Source organism: Pseudomonas sp. J380 (assembly GCF_009827115.1).
Lineage (GTDB): Bacteria > Pseudomonadota > Gammaproteobacteria > Pseudomonadales > Pseudomonadaceae > Aquipseudomonas > Aquipseudomonas paracarnis.
In genome coordinates this window covers 5,120,014-5,137,999 of the sequence record NZ_CP043060.1, presented here as the reverse complement: position 1 = coordinate 5,137,999, position 17,986 = coordinate 5,120,014, and the positions used below count along the sequence as shown (strand labels likewise).

17 protein-coding genes and 2 tRNA genes are annotated in these 17,986 nt (G+C 57.5%); 1 reads left to right on the top strand and 18 read right to left on the bottom strand.

Annotated elements, in window-relative coordinates; translation table 11 throughout:
* Positions 1–435 precede the first annotated feature (435 nt).
* The 16 genes from FXO12_RS23490 to rlmE all read right to left on the bottom strand — a co-directional run bounded on the left by FXO12_RS23490 (position 436) and on the right by rlmE (position 16,651).
* On the bottom strand, positions 436–1,056 hold the full coding sequence (locus FXO12_RS23490) for a BON domain-containing protein (RefSeq protein ID WP_034127006.1): 621 nt from the start codon (positions 1,054–1,056) through the stop codon (positions 436–438).
* A gap of 294 nt (positions 1,057–1,350) precedes the next feature.
* Complete coding sequence (pnp, locus tag FXO12_RS23485; RefSeq protein ID WP_003194180.1) at positions 1,351–3,456, bottom strand: polyribonucleotide nucleotidyltransferase; 2,106 nt, start codon at positions 3,454–3,456, stop codon at positions 1,351–1,353.
* Positions 3,457–3,651: 195 nt separating this feature from the next.
* Positions 3,652–3,921 carry a 30S ribosomal protein S15 gene (gene rpsO, locus FXO12_RS23480; RefSeq protein WP_003177875.1) on the bottom strand — a complete coding sequence of 90 codons (270 nt, stop codon included), beginning with the start codon at positions 3,919–3,921 and terminating at the stop codon, positions 3,652–3,654.
* A gap of 115 nt (positions 3,922–4,036) precedes the next feature.
* On the bottom strand, positions 4,037–4,954 hold the full coding sequence (gene truB, locus FXO12_RS23475) for a tRNA pseudouridine(55) synthase TruB (protein ID WP_027605370.1): 918 nt from the start codon (positions 4,952–4,954) through the stop codon (positions 4,037–4,039).
* A gap of 3 nt (positions 4,955–4,957) precedes the next feature.
* Positions 4,958–5,353 carry a 30S ribosome-binding factor RbfA gene (gene rbfA, locus FXO12_RS23470; RefSeq protein ID WP_003176137.1) on the bottom strand — a complete coding sequence of 132 codons (396 nt, stop codon included), beginning with the start codon at positions 5,351–5,353 and terminating at the stop codon, positions 4,958–4,960.
* A gap of 159 nt (positions 5,354–5,512) precedes the next feature.
* Positions 5,513–8,029, bottom strand: coding sequence for a translation initiation factor IF-2 (gene infB / locus FXO12_RS23465; RefSeq protein ID WP_003194185.1), 2,517 nt, complete (start codon positions 8,027–8,029; stop codon positions 5,513–5,515).
* 27 nt (positions 8,030–8,056) lie between these two features.
* Positions 8,057–9,538 (bottom strand): transcription termination factor NusA, encoded by a 1,482-nt coding sequence (gene nusA / locus FXO12_RS23460; RefSeq protein ID WP_003194187.1) that lies wholly within the window; start codon positions 9,536–9,538, stop codon positions 8,057–8,059.
* Positions 9,539–9,585: 47 nt separating this feature from the next.
* Positions 9,586–10,044, bottom strand: coding sequence for a ribosome maturation factor RimP (gene rimP / locus FXO12_RS23455; protein ID WP_032873230.1), 459 nt, complete (start codon positions 10,042–10,044; stop codon positions 9,586–9,588).
* Positions 10,045–10,184: 140 nt separating this feature from the next.
* Positions 10,185–10,261 (bottom strand) — tRNA-Met (locus FXO12_RS23450).
* A 96-nt stretch (positions 10,262–10,357) separates the two neighbouring features.
* A tRNA-Leu gene (locus tag FXO12_RS23445) sits at positions 10,358–10,443 on the bottom strand.
* A 22-nt stretch (positions 10,444–10,465) separates the two neighbouring features.
* Positions 10,466–10,849 (bottom strand): preprotein translocase subunit SecG, encoded by a 384-nt coding sequence (secG, locus tag FXO12_RS23440; protein ID WP_003194191.1) that lies wholly within the window; start codon positions 10,847–10,849, stop codon positions 10,466–10,468.
* A 4-nt stretch (positions 10,850–10,853) separates the two neighbouring features.
* A complete protein-coding gene (gene tpiA, locus FXO12_RS23435) occupies positions 10,854–11,609 on the bottom strand; it encodes a triose-phosphate isomerase (RefSeq protein ID WP_003194193.1) in 756 nt (251 codons plus the stop codon).
* A gap of 66 nt (positions 11,610–11,675) precedes the next feature.
* The gene (gene glmM / locus FXO12_RS23430; protein ID WP_054917976.1) at positions 11,676–13,013 is read right to left on the bottom strand and encodes a phosphoglucosamine mutase; all 1,338 of its coding nucleotides are present in this window, start codon (positions 13,011–13,013) and stop codon (positions 11,676–11,678) included.
* 16 nt (positions 13,014–13,029) lie between these two features.
* Complete coding sequence (folP, locus tag FXO12_RS23425) at positions 13,030–13,881, bottom strand: dihydropteroate synthase (RefSeq protein WP_054898020.1); 852 nt, start codon at positions 13,879–13,881, stop codon at positions 13,030–13,032.
* Positions 13,882–13,889: 8 nt separating this feature from the next.
* Positions 13,890–15,800 (bottom strand): ATP-dependent zinc metalloprotease FtsH, encoded by a 1,911-nt coding sequence (gene ftsH / locus FXO12_RS23420; RefSeq protein WP_034127004.1) that lies wholly within the window; start codon positions 15,798–15,800, stop codon positions 13,890–13,892.
* 200 nt (positions 15,801–16,000) lie between these two features.
* Positions 16,001–16,651: a 23S rRNA (uridine(2552)-2'-O)-methyltransferase RlmE gene (rlmE, locus tag FXO12_RS23415; RefSeq protein WP_003194199.1), complete on the bottom strand. Its 651-nt coding sequence runs from the start codon at positions 16,649–16,651 to the stop codon at positions 16,001–16,003.
* A 107-nt stretch (positions 16,652–16,758) separates the two neighbouring features.
* On the opposite strand from rlmE, the gene FXO12_RS23410 reads away from it, so the two are divergent.
* Positions 16,759–17,067, top strand: a complete 309-nt coding sequence (locus tag FXO12_RS23410) for a YhbY family RNA-binding protein (RefSeq protein ID WP_003176146.1) — start codon at positions 16,759–16,761, stop codon at positions 17,065–17,067.
* A gap of 9 nt (positions 17,068–17,076) precedes the next feature.
* Here FXO12_RS23410 and FXO12_RS23405 read toward each other — a convergent pair whose 3' ends face one another.
* Together FXO12_RS23405 and greA are read right to left on the bottom strand one after the other, a co-directional pair.
* Positions 17,077–17,481 (bottom strand): hypothetical protein, encoded by a 405-nt coding sequence (locus FXO12_RS23405; RefSeq protein ID WP_054898019.1) that lies wholly within the window; start codon positions 17,479–17,481, stop codon positions 17,077–17,079.
* Between the two features lie 28 nt (positions 17,482–17,509).
* Entirely contained in the window at positions 17,510–17,986 is a 477-nt protein-coding gene (gene greA, locus FXO12_RS23400; protein ID WP_032873232.1) for a transcription elongation factor GreA, read from the bottom strand.

Genomic DNA, 17,986 nt, shown 5'->3' with positions numbered 1-17,986 from the left:
GAAAGTGAGCCGCCGTCAGGGCGGAACCCTAAGTGGCCGTTACCTAAATAATGGATATGTACTCGGTCAAATCCAATATCCCGGTCGGCTGGCAGGCCGTCTTCGCAGGCAAGCCAGCTCCCACATTTGGATCGCGGTGCGTCAGTTAGAACAGCGTCGGCTATCCGCTCGTCACGGGAGCAAGCTCCCTCGCCACAGGTCCAGCGTCGCACCAAAGTTGTGTCGATACCTATGCGCATCGCAGGCAAGCCAGCTCCCACATTTTTTTGACCTGATCATTCTGTTTCAGCCTGAAATAGAACAGGCCCCGACACAAGTGCCGGGGCCTGTAATGACCACATCCGTGTGGCCGGTCGCATGAACTCCAGAGGTGCGTCAGGTGGATATCTAACTCACCCTAAGCCGCCGCTATTCAGTTCAAACGAAACGTCAGCGTTACTCTGCTTTCAGGCCGTCGGCCGATACAGCTTTAACGCCTTTGATTTTCTTGGTGATCGCTACAGCCGTTTCTTTCTGCGAAGCGGTCACAGCGGTAGGCGACGACAGGGATACAACACCTTTGTTGGTTTCAACCTTGATGTCGGTGCCAGGAATGCCTTTTTCAGTTACCAGGTCAGCCTTCACTTTGGTAGTGATCCAGGTATCGCTGGTGGTCTCTTTAGCGTCGTGGGCAGCGCCTTTGGTTTTGTCGATGCCGTCAGCTTTGGTAGCGCCGCCAGCCAGCAGGCCGTCAGCAGAAACAGCAGTCACACCTTTGATTTTCTTGGTGATGGCTACAGCAGTGGCTTTCTGCGAATCCGAGATAGCGACGTCGGAGGACAGGGAAACCACACCTTTGTTGGTCTCAACCTTGATGTCCGAACCTGGAATGCCTTTTTCGGTCAGCAGGTCAGCTTTGACTTTAGTGGTGATCCAAGTATCCGAAACGCTTTCCTTAGCCTTGGTCGCTTCACCGGCCGCCAAAGTCATAGGGGCTTGGGAAGTCTGAGCAAAGGCTACGTTAGCACCCATGGCCAGGGTCAGAGCGGTAGCAGTAGCGAGAGCGAACTTCTTCATACGAGTAACTCCTGTTTTATTAAAAGTCTGCAGGCGTAAACCTTCATGCTGCAGCGCTACCAGGGATATTGCAGGCAGTGTGCCAACTCGCCGAACAGATTAAATTCCTTAATAAACAACGAGTTATGAAATCTGTGAATTTTCGGAATCGTGCAACTTGCATGAAGCTCATCGTGCCTGCATGCAAGTTGCGGCTTTTGGGCGGCGCTAAACAGCTGATTCTGCTTCATTTTCTCGCGCCCATAAAAAAAGGACTCCGAGGAGTCCTTTTTTCAGCGTGAAGCCTGCGGGTGATTAAACGCCCGAAGCCTTGGCTGCTGCTACGTCCTTGATGGACAGCTTGATACGGCCGCGGTTGTCCACGTCCAGTACCAGCACTTCCACTTCCTGGCCTTCTTTCAGAATGTCGGTCACTTTCTCAACGCGAGCATCGCTCAGCATGGAGATGTGAACCAGACCGTCTTTGCCCGGGAGGATGTTGACGAACGCGCCGAAGTCGACGATGCGCTCAACCTTACCAACGTAGATCTTGCCGATCTCGGCCTCAGCGGTGATACCCAAGACGCGCTGGCGTGCTGCTTCAGCCGCTTCCTTGGTTTCGCCGAAGATCTTGATCGAACCGTCGTCTTCGATGTCGATCGAAGCCTTGGTTTCTTCACAGATCGCACGGATGGTCGCGCCGCCTTTACCGATGACATCACGGATTTTGTCGGTGTCGATTTTCATCGCGATCATGGTCGGAGCATTTTCCGACAGTTCGGTGCGGGACTGACCAATGATCTGGTTCATCTGGCCGAGGATGTTCAGGCGCGCTTCCAGGGCTTGGCCCAGGGCGATTTCCATGATCTCTTCGGTGATGCCTTTGATCTTGATGTCCATCTGCAGCGCGGTCACACCTTTGGCGGTACCGGCTACTTTGAAGTCCATGTCGCCCAGGTGGTCTTCGTCACCCAGGATGTCGGTCAGGATGGCGAACTTCTCGCCTTCTTTAACCAGGCCCATGGCGATACCGGCAACCGGTGCCTTCATTGGCACACCGGCGTCCATCAGAGCCAGGGAAGCACCGCAGACCGAAGCCATGGAGCTGGAACCGTTGGACTCGGTGATTTCCGATACAACACGGATGGTGTACGGGAACACGTCAGCGGCAGGCAGCATGGCCTGAACCGAACGACGGGCCAGACGGCCGTGACCGATTTCGCGACGACCTGCACCGCCCATACGACCACACTCGCCCACCGAGAACGGAGGGAAGTTGTAGTGCAGCATGAAGGGGTCTTTTTTCTCGCCTTCCAGGGTGTCCAGCAGTTGTGCGTCACGGGCAGTACCCAGGGTCGCAACGACCAAGGCCTGGGTTTCGCCACGGGTGAACAGCGCCGAACCGTGAGTTTTCGGCAGAACGCCGACTTCGATGTTCAGCGGACGCACGGTGCGGGTGTCGCGACCGTCGATACGTGGCTTGCCGTTAACGATGTTTTCGCGAACGGTGCGGTATTCGATCTCACCGAAAGCAGCTTTGACTTCGCTGGAGGAAGGCTGGCCTTCTTCACCGGACAGCTTGGCCACGACCTGGTCCTTCAGCTCACCCAGGCGAGCATAACGGTCGGCCTTGACGGTGATGGTGTAGGCGTCGGAGATGGCAGCGCCGAACTCGGAGCGGATAGCGCCCAGCAATTCGGTGGCTTCCGGGGCAGCAGCCCAGGTCCAGGTCGGCTTGGCAGCTTCGGCAGCCAATTCTTTAACCGCGTTGATCACAACCTGGAACTCGTCGTGAGCAAACAGTACGGCACCCAGCATCTGGTCTTCGGTCAGCTCTTTGGCTTCCGATTCAACCATCAATACGGCTTCGGACGTACCGGCAACGACCATGTCCAGGCTCGAGGCTTTCTGTTGCTCGTAAGTCGGGTTCAGCAGGTAGCCGGTGCTTTCGTGGAACGCAACGCGGGCAGCGCCGATCGGGCCATCGAAAGGAATGCCGGAGATGGCCAGGGCAGCCGAGGTACCGATCATCGCAGCGATGTCCGGATCGGTCTTCTTGCTGGTGGAAACGACGGTGCAGACAACCTGCACTTCGTTCATGAAGCCTTCTGGGAACAGCGGACGGATCGGACGGTCGATCAGTCGGGAAGTCAGGGTTTCTTTTTCGGAAGGACGGCCTTCGCGCTTGAAGAAACCGCCAGGGATCTTACCGGCAGCGTAAGTCTTTTCCTGGTAGTGAACGGACAGAGGGAAGAAGCCCTTGCTCGGGTCAGCGGTCTTGGCGCCAACAACGGTCACCAATACGGTCACGTCGTCGTCAACGGTAACCAGCACTGCGCCGGAGGCTTGACGGGCGATACGGCCTGTCTCGAGGGTAACGGTCGACTGACCGAACTGGAATTTTTTGATAACCGGGTTCACGGTGTCCTACCTTCTTTGTGGCTCTTGGGGGAACTTGTCTTCTTGCGAAATTCTTGGGCAATGCCGGGAATCGGCCCGACGCTCGTCCAGGGTAAAACGTGTATCCAGATAAAACTTGAGGCTGGGAGCCTACCACGGGCCACCGGGAATCCCGATGACACGCGGCAGACAACCAACCTCTAGCGCAATCGCTTATTAGCGACGCAGACCCAGGCGACCGATCAGAGTCTGATAACGACCCAGATCCTTGCCTTTCAGGTAGTCCAGCAGCTTACGGCGCTGGTTTACCATGCGGATCAGACCACGACGGGAGTGGTGGTCTTTACCGTTGGCCTTGAAGTGACCTTGCAGTTTGTTGATGTTGTGGGTCAGCAGTGCAACTTGCACTTCTGGCGAACCAGTGTCACCAACAGCTTGCTGATAGTCAGCTACGATTTGTGCTTTTTCTTGAACGTCGAGAGCCATGAGGCAATCCTTTTTTCAGGAAACCACCCAAAGGGCAGTTTCAACAGGCCAGGGACAAATCCCTGTATCTAAAAATGAGTGTTGACCATGCCTGTTAACAGCCACACTCGTTCGGTCATTCTGACCGAATCAGCCGACGCGGCGCGATGCGCCCGTCTTCGCTCACTTCACCGATACCGATAAAGCGACCGTTATGATCCTGTACTCGCACCATGCCGAACTTCGGGGCATCCGGGGCGCGTACCGGCTGGCCGTTGAGCCAGTAGAACGCGCTGTGCTCCGAAAAGTGCAGCAATGGCCAATCGAGCAAACCGCTGTCCGATGGCATGAGGAAGCGATCAACCGCTTCATTGCCGCCCTCGGCGTGTACCGCTTCCAACTCTTCCAGCGTGACCGTCTGGGCCAGGCTGAAAGGCCCGGCCTGTGTGCGTCGCAGTTCTGCAACGTACGCGCCACAGCCAAGTTGCTCACCAATATCTTCCACCAGGGTACGGATATAGGTGCCTTTGCTGCAGTCCACGGCCAAACGGGCAGTGTCGCCTTCACAAGCGAGCAATTCCAAGCGCGCAATAGTAACAGAACGCGGTTCGCGCTCCACTACTTCGCCCGCACGTGCCAGCTTGTAAAGTGGCTGGCCATCGCGCTTGAGTGCCGAGTACATCGGCGGTATCTGACTGATTTGCCCACGAAAAGCGGGTAAGGCAGCTTCGATATCCGCACGACCAACGGTCACGTCGCGAACCTGCAAAACATCACCTTCGGCATCCGCCGTGGTGGTGGTCTTGCCCAGTTGCATCAGGGTTTCATAACCCTTGTCGGAATCAAGCAGGTATTGCGAAAACTTGGTGGCCTCGCCAAAGCACAACGGCAATACACCGGTGGCCAATGGATCAAGGCTGCCGGTATGCCCGGCCTTCTCGGCATTGAGCAGCCAGCGAACCTTCTGCAACGCGGCATTGGAGGTAAAGCCAATGGGTTTGTCGAGCAGAATGATGCCACTGACGTTGCGACGGATACGTTTGACCTGAGCCACCGCTTACTCCTTGGCGTCTTCAGGTGTGGACGGATGCTGGCTGTCTTCAGCCACGGCGCGTTCGATCAGTGCCGACAGGTGCGCGCCACGCACGACGCTTTCGTCGTAGTGGAAGTGCAACTGCGGAACGCTGCGCAGCTTCATTTCACGGGCCAACTGCATCCGCAGGAAACCTGCGGCGGAGTTGAGCACCTTGATGCTTTGCGCGATTTCTTCGCTGTTGTCCTGCCCCATCACGGTGATGAAGATCTTGGCGTGACCCACGTCACGGCTCACTTCAACAGCGGTAATGGTGACCAGGCCAACGCGTGGGTCTTTGACTTCGCGGCGGATCAGTTGGGCCAGCTCACGCTGCATCTGATCGCCGATACGCTGGGTACGGCTGTATTCTTTTGCCATGTCTTGTTACCTGTTACTGCCACACGGTGAAACCCGTGGGGTCTGAAAGCGGCAAACGCCCGGCCTGACAAAAGCCAGACCGGGCGTTGCGTTTAGAGTCCTGACGCTGCGCGGGGCATCTGCATGCCCACACGCTGCGCGGCTCCTGAAGTGCGCGAGTTAGAGGCTGCGAGCAACCTGAACCTTCTCGAAGACTTCGATCTTGTCGCCGACCTTGACGTCGTTGTAGCTCTTGACGCCGATACCGCATTCCATGCCGGCACGTACTTCGGCAGCGTCATCCTTGAAGCGGCGCAGGGATTCCAGCTCGCCTTCGAAGATAACGATGTCTTCACGCAGTACACGGATTGGACGGTTACGGTACACAGTGCCTTCAACCACCATGCAGCCGGCGATCGCACCGAATTTCGGCGAGCGGAACACGTCACGCACCTCGGCGATACCCAGGATGTTCTCCCGGACGTCGCTGCCAAGCATACCGGTAAGGGCTTTCTTGACGTCTTCGATGATGTCGTAGATGACGTTGTAGTAACGCATGTCCAGGCCTTCCTGCTCGACGATCTTGCGAGCGCCAGCATCGGCACGCACGTTGAAGCCGAACAGTACAGCGTTGGAGGCCAGTGCCAGGTTGGCGTCGGATTCGGTGATACCACCGACACCGCCACCGACAACGCGCACTTGCACTTCGTCATTACCCAGGCCGTTCAAGGCGCCGTTCAACGCTTCGAGGGAACCACGAACGTCAGACTTGAGGACGATGTTAAGCGTCTTCTTCTCTTCCTGACCCATGTTCTCGAAGATGTTTTCCAGCTTGCCGGCGTGAGCACGGGCCAGCTTGACCTCGCGGAACTTGCCTTGACGGAACAGAGCCACTTCACGGGCTTTCTTCTCGTCAGCCACTACGCTCATCTCGTCGCCAGCGTCCGGCGTGCCGTCCAGGCCGAGAATCTCGACTGGGATGGCAGGACCTGCTTCCTTGATTGGCTTGCCGTTCTCGTCGAGCATGGCACGTACACGGCCGTAGTTCGAACCGACCAGTACCATGTCGCCTTGGCGCAGGGTACCGTCTTGAACCAGCACGGTGGCAACCGGGCCACGGCCCTTGTCGAGACGGGACTCAACCACGACGCCACGGCCAGGAGCCGATGGAGTAGCGGTCAGTTCCAGGACTTCGGCTTGCAACAGCACCGCTTCGAGCAGTTCGTCAACGCCGGTACCCATTTTCGCCGAGACCGATACGAATGGCGTCTCGCCACCCCATTCCTCGGACGTCACGCCGTGAACCGACAGTTCGCTACGGATGCGATCGAGATCGGCGCCCGGCTTGTCGATTTTGTTCACGGCAACGACCAGAGGAACACCGGCAGCCTTGGCATGCTGGACAGCTTCAATGGTCTGCGGCATTACGCCGTCGTCCGCTGCAACCACCAGGATCACGATGTCGGTCGCCTTGGCACCACGGGCACGCATTGCGGTAAACGCGGCGTGACCTGGGGTGTCGAGGAAGGTGACCATGCCGCGCTCGGTTTCAACGTGGTATGCACCGATGTGCTGGGTAATACCACCGGCTTCGCCTGCGGCAACCTTGGCACGACGGATGTAGTCGAGCAGGGAAGTCTTACCGTGGTCAACGTGGCCCATTACGGTCACGACCGGCGCACGGGAAACCGCTTCACCTTCAAACTTCAGGGACTCGGCCAGGGAATCTTCCAGGGCGGTGTCGCTGACCAGGGTCACTTTGTGGCCCAGCTCTTCAGCAACCAACTGGGCAGTTTCCTGGTCCAGTACCTGGTTGATGGTGGCTGGAGTGCCCAGCTTGAACATGAACTTGATGATTTCAGCAGCCTTGACCGACATCTGCTGGGCCAGATCGCCCACAGTGATGGTCTCGCCGATCTTCACTTCACGCACGACAGGGCCGGTTGGGCTCTGGAAACCGTGGGCGTTGCGCTTCTTCAGCTTGGCCTTGCCGCGACCACCACGACGGAAGCCATCGCTTTCTTCGTCGGTGGTACGTGGGGCAACGCGTGGCGCAGGCGCTTTCTCTTTGACCGAGGCGCGGTGCGGAGCGTTTTTACGCTCGCCATCGCCACCACCACCGCGACGATTGTTGTCGTCAGCACGTGGTTTGTCCGGACGACGAGGCTCGTCGCGCTTGCGGGCGTCTGCTGCAGGAGCAGGTGCGGCGGCAGCCGGGGCAGCCTCACGCACAGCTTCAACAGGGGCGGCGACCGCGTCAGTGGCAGCAGGTTGCGCAGCAGCAGGCTGGCGACGCGCTTCTTCTTCGGCGCGACGCTTGGCTTCTTCTTCAGCCTTCTGACGTGCAGCATTTTCTACTGCGCGACGTTCTTCCAGCTCGCGTTTGCGCTCGGCTTCGATTTCTTCCGGGCTGCGCTGTACGAAGACTTTCTTCTTGCGTACTTCAACGCTGATGCTCTTGCTACCTGCAACCCGCAGGGTGCTGGTGGTTTTGCGCTGCAATGTAATCTTGCGCGGTTCTTCCACTTTCGCCTTGTGGCTGCTCTTCAAGTGAGTCAGCAAAGACTGCTTCTCACTATCGCTCACACCTTCATCGGCGGCGGTGTGCGGCAGACCTGCCTCACGCATCTGCTGCAACAGGCGCTCTACCGGTGTTTTGACCTCATCGGCCAGTTGTTTCACCGTGACTTGCGTCATGCACTTCTCTCCTCAGGCCGCGCCTAATTACTCGAACCAATGGGCTCGGGCGGCCATGATCAACTTGCCGGCACGATCTTCGTCAATGCCGTCGATGTCGAGCAGATCGTCAATAGACTGCTCGGCCAGGTCTTCGCGGGTAATTACGCCGCGCACCGCCAGTTCCATCGCCAAATCCTTGTCCATACCCTCAAGCGAGAGCAGGTCTTCGGCCGGATGGGCGTCTGCCAGCTTTTCCTCAGTAGCGATGGCTTTAGTCAACAAACGATCCTTGGCCCGAGCGCGGAGCTCGTTGACGATATCCTCGTCAAAGCCGTCGATGTTGAGCATTTCTTCCAACGGTACGTAGGCAATCTCTTCCAGGCTGGTGAAGCCTTCATCTACCAGCACCTGTGCCAGTTCTTCATCGACTTCCAACTCTTCGATGAAGTTGCGCAGGATGTCACCGGTTTCAGCTTGCTGCTTAGCCTGGATGTCCGATTCGGTCATCACGTTCAGGGTCCAGCCGGTCAGTTGGCTGGCCAGACGCACGTTCTGACCACCACGACCAATGGCCTGAGCCAGATTGTCTGCGCCAACGGCGATGTCCATTGCATGGGCATCTTCGTCAACGATAATTGCCGCCACTTCAGCTGGCGACATGGCGTTGATCACGAACTGCGCCGGGTTATCGTCCCACAGGACGATGTCCACACGCTCACCGCCCAATTCGCCCGACACTGCCTGGACGCGCGAACCGCGCATCCCGATGCAAGCGCCTTGCGGGTCGATGCGTTTGTCCTTGGAGCGGACCGCGATCTTGGCACGCGAACCCGGGTCACGGGACGCAGCCATCACTTCGATCAGGCCTTCGGCGATTTCCGGCACTTCGATACGGAACAGCTCGATCAGCATTTCCGGCGCGGTACGCGACAGGATCAACTGCGGGCCGCGGTTCTCGGTGCGGATTTCCTTGAGCAGCGCACGCAGACGCACGCCGACACGGAAGGTTTCGCGAGAGATGATGTCTTCGCGGGCCAGCAACGCTTCGGCGTTGTTGCCCAGGTCGACGATCACGTTGTCGCGGGTAACTTTTTTCACGGTGCCAGAGATGATTTCACCCAGGCGTTCGCGATAGGCGTCAACGACTTGAGCGCGCTCGGCTTCGCGAACCTTCTGCACAATGACCTGCTTGGCGGTCTGTGCAGCAATACGGCCGAATTCGATCGACTCGATCTTTTCTTCGACAACATCGCCAACCTGAGCGCCCGGATGCGTTTGCGCAACCTTGCTTGGCCAGGTTTCGATGGCCGGATCATCAAGATCGTCCTCTTCGACCACCGTCCAGCGACGGAAAGTCTCATAGGCACCGGTGTGGCGGTTGATTTCCACACGCAGATCTACTTCGTCTTCAAAACGTTTCTTGGTAGCAGTGGCCAGGGCCAGCTCCAACGCTTCAAAAATCACGCTTGCCGGTACACCCTTTTCATTGGATACCGACTCAACAACCAGCAGTACTTCTTTGCTCATCGTACGCCTCGCCTTTCGCAAGCCATTGGATCCGCGGGATCCGCGTCTCAGTCAAAACTGGGAATAATGTTGGCCTTGTCGATCATATCGATCGGCAACAGGAACTCGTGGTCTTCTACCTGCACCACGACATCCTGCTCTTCTACACCGCGCAGAAGGCCCTGAAAGTTGCGTCGCCCTTCAAAGGGGGAGCGCAGCTTGATCTTCACTTGTTCACCGGCATATTTAGCAAACTGCTCGATAGTGAACAGTGGGCGTTCCATGCCTGGCGAGGAAACTTCAAGGGTGTATTCAACGGAGATTGGATCTTCAACATCCAGCACACCGCTGATCTGACGGCTGACAATGGCACAATCGTCCACCAGCACGCCGCCCTCTTTATCGATATAAACGCGCAACATTGAGTGGCGACCTTGAGCCGAAAACTCAATACCCCAGCATTCATAGCCTAGGGCCACGACCACCGGGGCCAACAAGGCCTGCAACTCTTCTAGCTTGCTCGACACCTGAACCCCCTCGTGCATGTATGTGCATGCTGTGCAAAATAAAAAAATGGGCGAAACGCCCATCCTTGAAACGCCGTCGAACAGCGGCGTTGAAAGTGTCCAGCTAACAAAAAGCCCCTTAAAAGGGGCTCCGCTAAAACTGGTTGCGGGGGCCGGATTTGAACCGACGACCTTCGGGTTATGAGCCCGACGAGCTACCAGACTGCTCCACCCCGCGACAAAGCTGGGGCGGAAGTATACGACCGATCCCTTACAGGGTCAATGTAACCTTCCACCTACAAGAAAGCCCGCAACAGCGGGCTCTCCTGATAATTGGTACCGAGAAGGGGACTCGAACCCCTACACCCTATGGGCACAACCACCTCAAGGTTGCGTGTCTACCAATTCCACCACCTCGGCAATACAGCGTTTACAACCCTTCTTACTTCTGCTCTTGAGCTGGAGGTACGTCAGTCGCTGGAGTAGCCGACTTTTGCTCTTGAAGCACCGGGACATCATCAGAAGCCGGTTTTGCTTTTGGAACTTCCAACACTGCTGGGTTTGGCAAACCTACTTGAGTCAGCACATGAGCTTTCTCTTTAGCAAAGTAACCTAACCCTAAGCTGGTTATGAAGAAACCTGCGGCAAGTATAGCAGTAAACTTACTAAGAAAGGTAGAGGAACCTTGGCTTCCGAACACAGTATTTGAAGCACCTGCACCGAAAGACGCACCAGCATCCGCACCTTTACCCTGTTGCAACAGAACCAGAGCAACTACGCTCAGGGCAGCCAACAGATGAAAAACGACTACGACTGTTTCCAGCATTTTTTCAGTTTCCCGCGGCGCGACAGATCGCACCGAACTCATCTGCATTCAGGGAAGCTCCACCAATGAGCCCCCCATCGATATCCGGCATGCCGAACAGTTCGACCGCATTGGCCGCCTTCACGCTGCCGCCGTATAGAAGCCGCACACCTTGTGCGACTTCAGAATTCTCTGCCGCCAACTGCGCGCGGATGGCTGCGTGCACATCCTGCGCCTGTTGCGGTGTAGCAGTCAGCCCGGTGCCAATGGCCCAGACCGGCTCGTAAGCAATAACTGCCTTTGCAAATGCACCAACACCCAGCTCCTCGATGATGCTGCCCAGCTGACGCGAGACAACTTCAAGAGTCTTGCCCGATTCGCGCTGCTCAAGGGTCTCCCCTATGCACAACACCGGAATCAAGCCACAAGCCTGTGCTGCGGCGAACTTGCGGTTGAGCGTCCCATCCCGCTCGCCCATCATCTGGCGACGCTCGGAGTGCCCGACAAGCACATAGGAACAACCCGCATCAACCAGCTGACTCGGCGAAATCTCGCCGGTCAACGCACCTTGCATCGGCTCTACCGCAGAGTTCTGCGCGCCGACCTGAATCGACTTGCCCTTCAAGCCATCAACCACTTGGTTGATATGCAAGCAAGGCGGGAACACCGCGACGTCAACACCGCTAGGCAAGGCCAAGTGACGAAGGCCGTTGATCAGCTCAGCGACACTGGCGCGGGTACCGTGCATCTTCCAGTTACCAGCTACCATAGTGCGACGCATGCTGTACCCCGTCGGTCAAAGTGGGCGCAGATGTTACCCAACCACACCATCACTGGCAAGCCGAATTCAGGCGCAAACTTCAGTTACCAGTTTTGCCAGGTCTTCGGCATGGCCGCGAACCTGTGTTTCGTCCTCGCCTTCGACCATCACACGCACCAGCGGCTCTGTGCCGGATTTGCGCAGCAGCACGCGTCCGCGCCCCGCCATTGCCTGGGTCACACGCTCGCAAGCCTCTTTGACAGCGGGGTGCTCGATGGGGTTTTCGCCACCGGCAAAACGCACATTGAGCAGCACTTGCGGACACTTGCGCAGGGCTTGGCGCGCCTGGGCCAGGCTCTCTTCGCGGCGACGCAGGGCCAACAGCACCTGTAGCGCGGCGATGATAGCGTCTCCCGTGGTGGTGTGCTGGAAGCAGACCACATGCCCGGAATTCTCACCGCCAACCAACCAGTTACGCTCCAGCAGTTCGGCGATCACATAGCGGTCACCGACATTGGCGCGAATAAAGGGAATCCCCAGTTCTGCCAACGCCAACTCCAGCCCCAGATTACTCATCAAGGTGCCGACCACGCCACCTTGCAACTTGTTACGCTCATGCAGGTCACGGGCAATGATGAACAACAGGTCATCACCATCCACGATCATGCCGGTATGGTCCACCATCAGCACGCGGTCGCCATCGCCATCAAATGCGATGCCCAGGTCTGCATGCTCAGCCAGCACTGCAGCCTGCAGCTGCTCCATGTGGGTGGAACCGCAGTTGTCGTTGATGTTCAAGCCGTTGGGCTGAGCCGACAGCACGGTGACCTGTGCGCCCAACTCCTTGAAGACGCTCGGCGCCACCTTGTAGGTCGCACCATGAGCGCAATCGACAACAATCTTCAAGCCTGCGAAATTGGTGCTGCTCGGAACGCTGCTTTTACAGAATTCGATATAGCGACCTGACGCGTCGTTAATGCGCGACACCTTGCCCAGCTTGCTCGACTCAACCACCGTCATCGGCGCATCCAGCAGCTCCTCGATCATCAACTCGATCTCGTCAGGCAGCTTGGTGCCCTGCCCCGAGAAAAACTTGATGCCGTTGTCATCATGAGGATTGTGGGAGGCGCTGATCACAATACCGGCCTCGGCGTGGAAGGTACGCGTCAGGTAAGCGATTGCCGGCGTAGGCATAGGGCCCAACAGCATCACATCAGCCCCGGCGGCGGACAATCCGGCCTCCAGCGCAGACTCAAACATGTAGCCCGAAATACGGGTGTCCTTGCCCACCAGGATGCGACACGCGCCCATGCTGCGGAACGCCATGCCTGCCGCCCAACCCAGCTTGAGCATGAAATCAGGGGTGATCGGGAATTCGCCGACCCGACCACGAATGCCGTCGGTGCCAAAATATTTTTTAGTCATAAGTACTCCATCATTCTTATTCGGCTGATTCTACAGCAGCTAGCATGCGCACCACATCGACCGTTTCGGCGACATCATGCACACGCAAAATACGTGCGCCCTTGGTCACGGCAAGCGCCGCAAGCGCCAAGCCGCCATACAGGCGTTCGCCGACCGGGCGATTCAGGGCGAGCCCTATCATGCTCTTGCGCGACACACCGACCAACAGCGGGCGACCAAGGGCGTGCAGCGCTTCCATGTGTTTGAACAGGCTTAGATTGTGCTGCAGGGTCTTGGCAAAGCCAAACCCCGGATCGAGGATGATCTGCTCAGGCGCAATACCCACAGCCACACATTGGGCAATCCTCTCAGCAAGAAACCCACTCACCTCGCCGACCAGATCGTCGTAGTGCGGATTGTCCTGCATGTTGCCGGGCTCACCCAGCATATGCATCAGACAGACGGGCAGGCCCGTTGCGGCGGCCGCATCAAGGGCTCCATCACGCTGCAGCGAACGCACATCATTGATCAACCCAGCCCCCAGCCGCGCGGTTTCGCGCATCACTGCCGGGGTGGAGGTGTCTACCGAAATGATGACATCCAGCTCACGGGCAATACGTTCGACCACGGGCGCCACCCGCTCCAGCTCCTCCAAAGGAGAAACAACGCGGGCGCCGGGGCGGGTCGATTCCCCACCCACATCAATCAGCGTCGCACCGGCAGCCACCATCGCCTCGGCATGACGCAACGCGGCATCCAACTGGCTGAAGCGGCCACCATCGGAAAAGGAGTCAGGGGTTACATTGAGGATGCCCATGACATGCGTCCGGGCCAAATCAAGAACCCGGTTGCCGCAAGGCAACCGGGTAGAGGACAAAGCAGAAGTCATTTCAAACCTTAGTGATCAGCTGCCGGGCCGCCGATAGGCGTTTCAGGGCGCTCATTCTGCACCACAGGCGGAGTGCCTGAAGTACCCGAACCACCTTCCCAGTCGCGCGGCTCACGCGGCGTACGGCCCGACATGATGTCGTCGATCTGGTCGGCATCGATGGTTTCGTACTTCATCAACGCATCAGCCATGGCGTCCAGCTTGTCACGGTTGTCAGTCAGGATCTGCTTGGCCGTGCCGTAGCACTGGTCAATGATGCTGCGAACCTCGGAGTCGATCAGCTTGGCTGTCTCACCCGAGAAGCTGGCGCTTTGCCCACCGCCGCCACGGCCGAGGAACACTTCGCCTTCTTCTTCGGCGTACATCAATGGGCCGAGTTTTTCCGACAAGCCCCACTTGGTCACCATGTTTCGTGCGATCTGGCTGGCACGCATGATGTCATTGGAGGCACCAGTGGTCACACCGTCGAAGCCAAGGGTCATTTCTTCAGCAATACGGCCACCATACAGCGAGCAGATCTGGCTGATCAGCGCACGCTTGGAGAGGCTGTAACGATCCTCTTCCGGCAGGAACATCGTCACGCCCAGTGCCCGACCACGGGGAATGATCGACACTTTGTAGACGGGGTCATGCTCTGGCACAACGCGACCTACAATGGCGTGGCCGGCCTCGTGATAAGCGGTGTTCTGCTTCTCTTTCTCGGACATGACCATGGATTTGCGCTCGGCGCCCATCATGATCTTGTCTTTCGCCAATTCGAACTCTTTCATCTCAACGATGCGCTTGCCAGTACGGGCAGCGAACAGCGAAGCCTCGTTCACCAGGTTCGCCAAATCAGCACCGGAGAAACCGGGAGTACCACGGGCGATCACAGCCGGAGCTACGTCGTCACCCATTGGCACCTTGCGCATGTGCACTTTCAGGATCTGCTCACGACCGCGGATATCCGGCAGGCCGACCACAACCTGGCGGTCGAAACGGCCCGGACGCAGCAACGCAGGGTCCAGCACGTCCGGACGGTTGGTTGCGGCGATGACGATAATGCCGTCATTCATCTCGAAACCATCCATCTCTACCAGCAACTGGTTGAGGGTCTGCTCACGCTCATCGTGACCGCCACCCATGCCAGCGCCACGATGGCGACCAACGGCATCGATTTCGTCGATGAAGATGATGCATGGCGCGTGCTTCTTGGCCTGCTCGAACATATCGCGAACACGGCTGGCGCCAACGCCGACAAACATTTCGACAAAGTCAGAACCGGAAATCGTGAAGAAAGGCACCTTGGCTTCGCCGGCAATCGCCTTGGCCAGCAAGGTTTTACCGGTACCCGGTGGGCCCACCATCAGCACACCGCGAGGAATACGGCCACCCAGGCGCTGGAACTTGCCCGGATCACGCAGGAACTCGACCAACTCACCGACTTCTTCCTTGGCTTCGTCGCAACCCGCAACGTCAGCCAGGGTGGTCTTCACCTGGTCTTCGGAGAGCAGGCGCGCCTTGCTCTTGCCGAAGCTCATCGGCCCGCCCTTGCCTCCCGCACCACCTTGCATCTGGCGCATGAAGAACATGAACACGGCGATAATCACCAGGATCGGGAAGCTGGCCACCAGGAGCTGGGTCCAGATGCTTTGCTGTTCAGGCTGCTTGCCTTCCACAATGACCTTGTTATCCACCAGGTCACCGATGAGACCGTTGTCCTGAATGGCAGGACGAATGGTCTTGAAGCTGTCGCCATCGTTGCGCTTACCGGTAATCACGTAGCCATCAACCGCTACGCGCTCGACCTTGCCATCCTTAACTTGCTGGATGAAGTCGGAATAGTTGAGGGTCTGCGGCTCGTTAGGGCTGGAGAAGTTGTTCATCACCGTCACCAGGACAGCCGCGATGATCAACCACAGGATCAGATTCTTTGCCATATCGTTCAATTAACTACCCTCTGAAGCAAGCTCCGCTACTGGCGCGCGCTTCGCATGATATTCACCGGCCTAACTTACTACATTACCTACAACTCTGGCAGGCGCCGTCTGTAACCCTTTGTGAAACTTTGACTACACAATATTCGTAAAGCTTCGTGACGAAAGCGATATAAAAAAACCTATCGCCCCCCTCGAATTTCTCAAAAACGCTCTTCACTTGCCGCGCCTTCGACCCCGCGGTAGCCACGGCACAGCAGATACTGCTCCCTGGACCGGTCACGGGATGAGTCCGGCTTGCGGGTTTGTACCTTGTCGAACAACTTGCGAATGTTCTTGTGGTACTCGTCGAAACCTTCGCCCTGGAAGACCTTCACCAGGAAATCACCACCCGGACGCAACACCCGACCTGCCAAATCCAGCGCCAGTTCACACAGGAACATGGCACGCGGCATATCAACAGCCGGTAATCCACTCATATTGGGGGCCATGTCGGAAATCACAAGGTCTACCTGCGAATTTCCCACAGCCTCCAGGATCTCGGCCAATACTTTGTCCTCGGTGAAATCGCCGTGAACAAAGGTCACGTCCGGGATGCTGTCCATCTCGAGGATGTCCGAAGCGATCAATCGGCCTTGCCCACCAATCAGACGACTGGTCACCTGGGACCAGCCACCGGGGGCCGCGCCGAGATCGATAACGCTCATGCCTGGACGAATCAATTTGTCCTTGTCCTGGATCTCCAGCAACTTGTAGCTGGCCCGGGAACGGTAGCCGTCCTTTTGCGCCTTTTTGACGTAAGGATCATTGAAATGTTCTTGTAGCCACTTAAGGCTGGTTTTGGAACGGGCCACGGGCCACCTCGAAAAAATAAAACGGGTCGTGATTAACTGGGCGGTCCCGGACTCGCTCGGGTAAACTGGCCGCCGCTTTTTACAAGATCAGACGCAGGGGTCAGATTATGCCGCTCACTCAAGAGCAGAAGAAACAGTACAAATCCATTGGCCACCATCTGAAACCAGTTCTGATTGTGGCAGACAACGGTTTGACTGAGGGTGTGCTAGCCGAATTCGAGCGCGCACTGAACGATCACGAACTGATCAAGATCAAGGTCAACATCCTTGATCGCGAAGCGCGCCTGGCTGCCGTTGCAGAACTGTGCAAGGTCGGCAAAGCGGACCTGGTTCAGGTCATCGGCAAGATGGCGCTGCTGTATCGCAAGAACTTCAGCGTCAACAAGCAACTGTCGAACGTTCATCGCTTCAAATGATGAAAAGGGTCAAGGGCGTGCTTCGCGCGCCCCGCCACTCCATCCCGGCGCAGGCTGCGCAACCAGCACCAAGCCAGAGAACCCTAGCACAAGATAGCTGAACAACTGCCAGCGCAACGCTTGCGGCAGCCACACATGCACCATACAAAACATTGCGCATGCATACAGCGCCATCAACAGCAGTTGCCCGCGAATATCCCGCCACAAACTCTTCAAGCCTTCGGCCGTGATCAGCACCAACGCCTGAAGCATCACGCACGCCGCCGCAAAACCCACCAGCAACGCACTCAGCAATCCGTCGATCTCATCGATCAGCAGCGGCGCCAGGCCAATCAGGCCCAACGCCGGCAACACGCCAATATGTAACAGCCATAGGCCACCCACCCAAAGCATCTGAGAGAGCTGCCAAAGCATGGCGCCCGCACGCAGCGGGCGCCGCCTTTCAGATGTGACGAACTTCGACAATCTCGTACTCAATGACGCCGCTCGGCGTTTTCACGGCAACCACGTCGCCTTCTTCCTTGGCAATCAAGGCGCGAGCAATCGGTGAGCCGACAGAGATCTTGCCTTGCTTGAAGTCAGCCTCATCCTCACCCACGATCTGGTAGGTCACGCTTTCGTCGGTCTCGACGTTGGCGATTTCCACGGTCGTGCCGAAAATCACCTTGCCGGTATGCGGAATGGTGGTGACATCGATGATCACCGCGTTCTGCATACGGCCCTCGATGTCACGAATCCGCGCCTCGACCATACCCTGCTGCTCGCGAGCAGCGTGGTATTCGGCGTTTTCCTTCAAGTCACCCAGTTCGCGGGCCGTACCGATGTCCTGGCTCAGCTTTGGACGTACGACCTTGGTCAGATGGGCGTGCTCCTCTTCCAGGGCGCGCGCGCCCTGAACGGTCATCGGGTATTTGGTTAT

Coding starts and splice junctions, on each gene's coding strand:
- FXO12_RS23490 (WP_034127006.1), bottom strand. CDS start 1,056: ATGAAGAAGTTCGCTCTCGCTACTGCTACCGCTCTGACCCTGGCCATG.
- rpsO (WP_003177875.1), bottom strand. CDS start 3,921: ATGGCTCTCGACGTTCAAGAAAAAGCACAAATCGTAGCTGACTATCAG.
- rbfA (WP_003176137.1), bottom strand. CDS start 5,353: ATGGCAAAAGAATACAGCCGTACCCAGCGTATCGGCGATCAGATGCAG.
- infB (WP_003194185.1), bottom strand. CDS start 8,029: ATGACGCAAGTCACGGTGAAACAACTGGCCGATGAGGTCAAAACACCG.
- nusA (WP_003194187.1), bottom strand. CDS start 9,538: ATGAGCAAAGAAGTACTGCTGGTTGTTGAGTCGGTATCCAATGAAAAG.
- secG (WP_003194191.1), bottom strand. CDS start 10,849: ATGCTGGAAACAGTCGTAGTCGTTTTTCATCTGTTGGCTGCCCTGAGC.
- tpiA (WP_003194193.1), bottom strand. CDS start 11,609: ATGCGTCGCACTATGGTAGCTGGTAACTGGAAGATGCACGGTACCCGC.
- glmM (WP_054917976.1), bottom strand. CDS start 13,013: ATGACTAAAAAATATTTTGGCACCGACGGCATTCGTGGTCGGGTCGGC.
- folP (WP_054898020.1), bottom strand. CDS start 13,881: ATGACTTCTGCTTTGTCCTCTACCCGGTTGCCTTGCGGCAACCGGGTT.
- ftsH (WP_034127004.1), bottom strand. CDS start 15,800: ATGGCAAAGAATCTGATCCTGTGGTTGATCATCGCGGCTGTCCTGGTG.
- FXO12_RS23410 (WP_003176146.1), top strand. CDS start 16,759: ATGCCGCTCACTCAAGAGCAGAAGAAACAGTACAAATCCATTGGCCAC.
- FXO12_RS23405 (WP_054898019.1), bottom strand. CDS start 17,481: ATGCTTTGGCAGCTCTCTCAGATGCTTTGGGTGGGTGGCCTATGGCTG.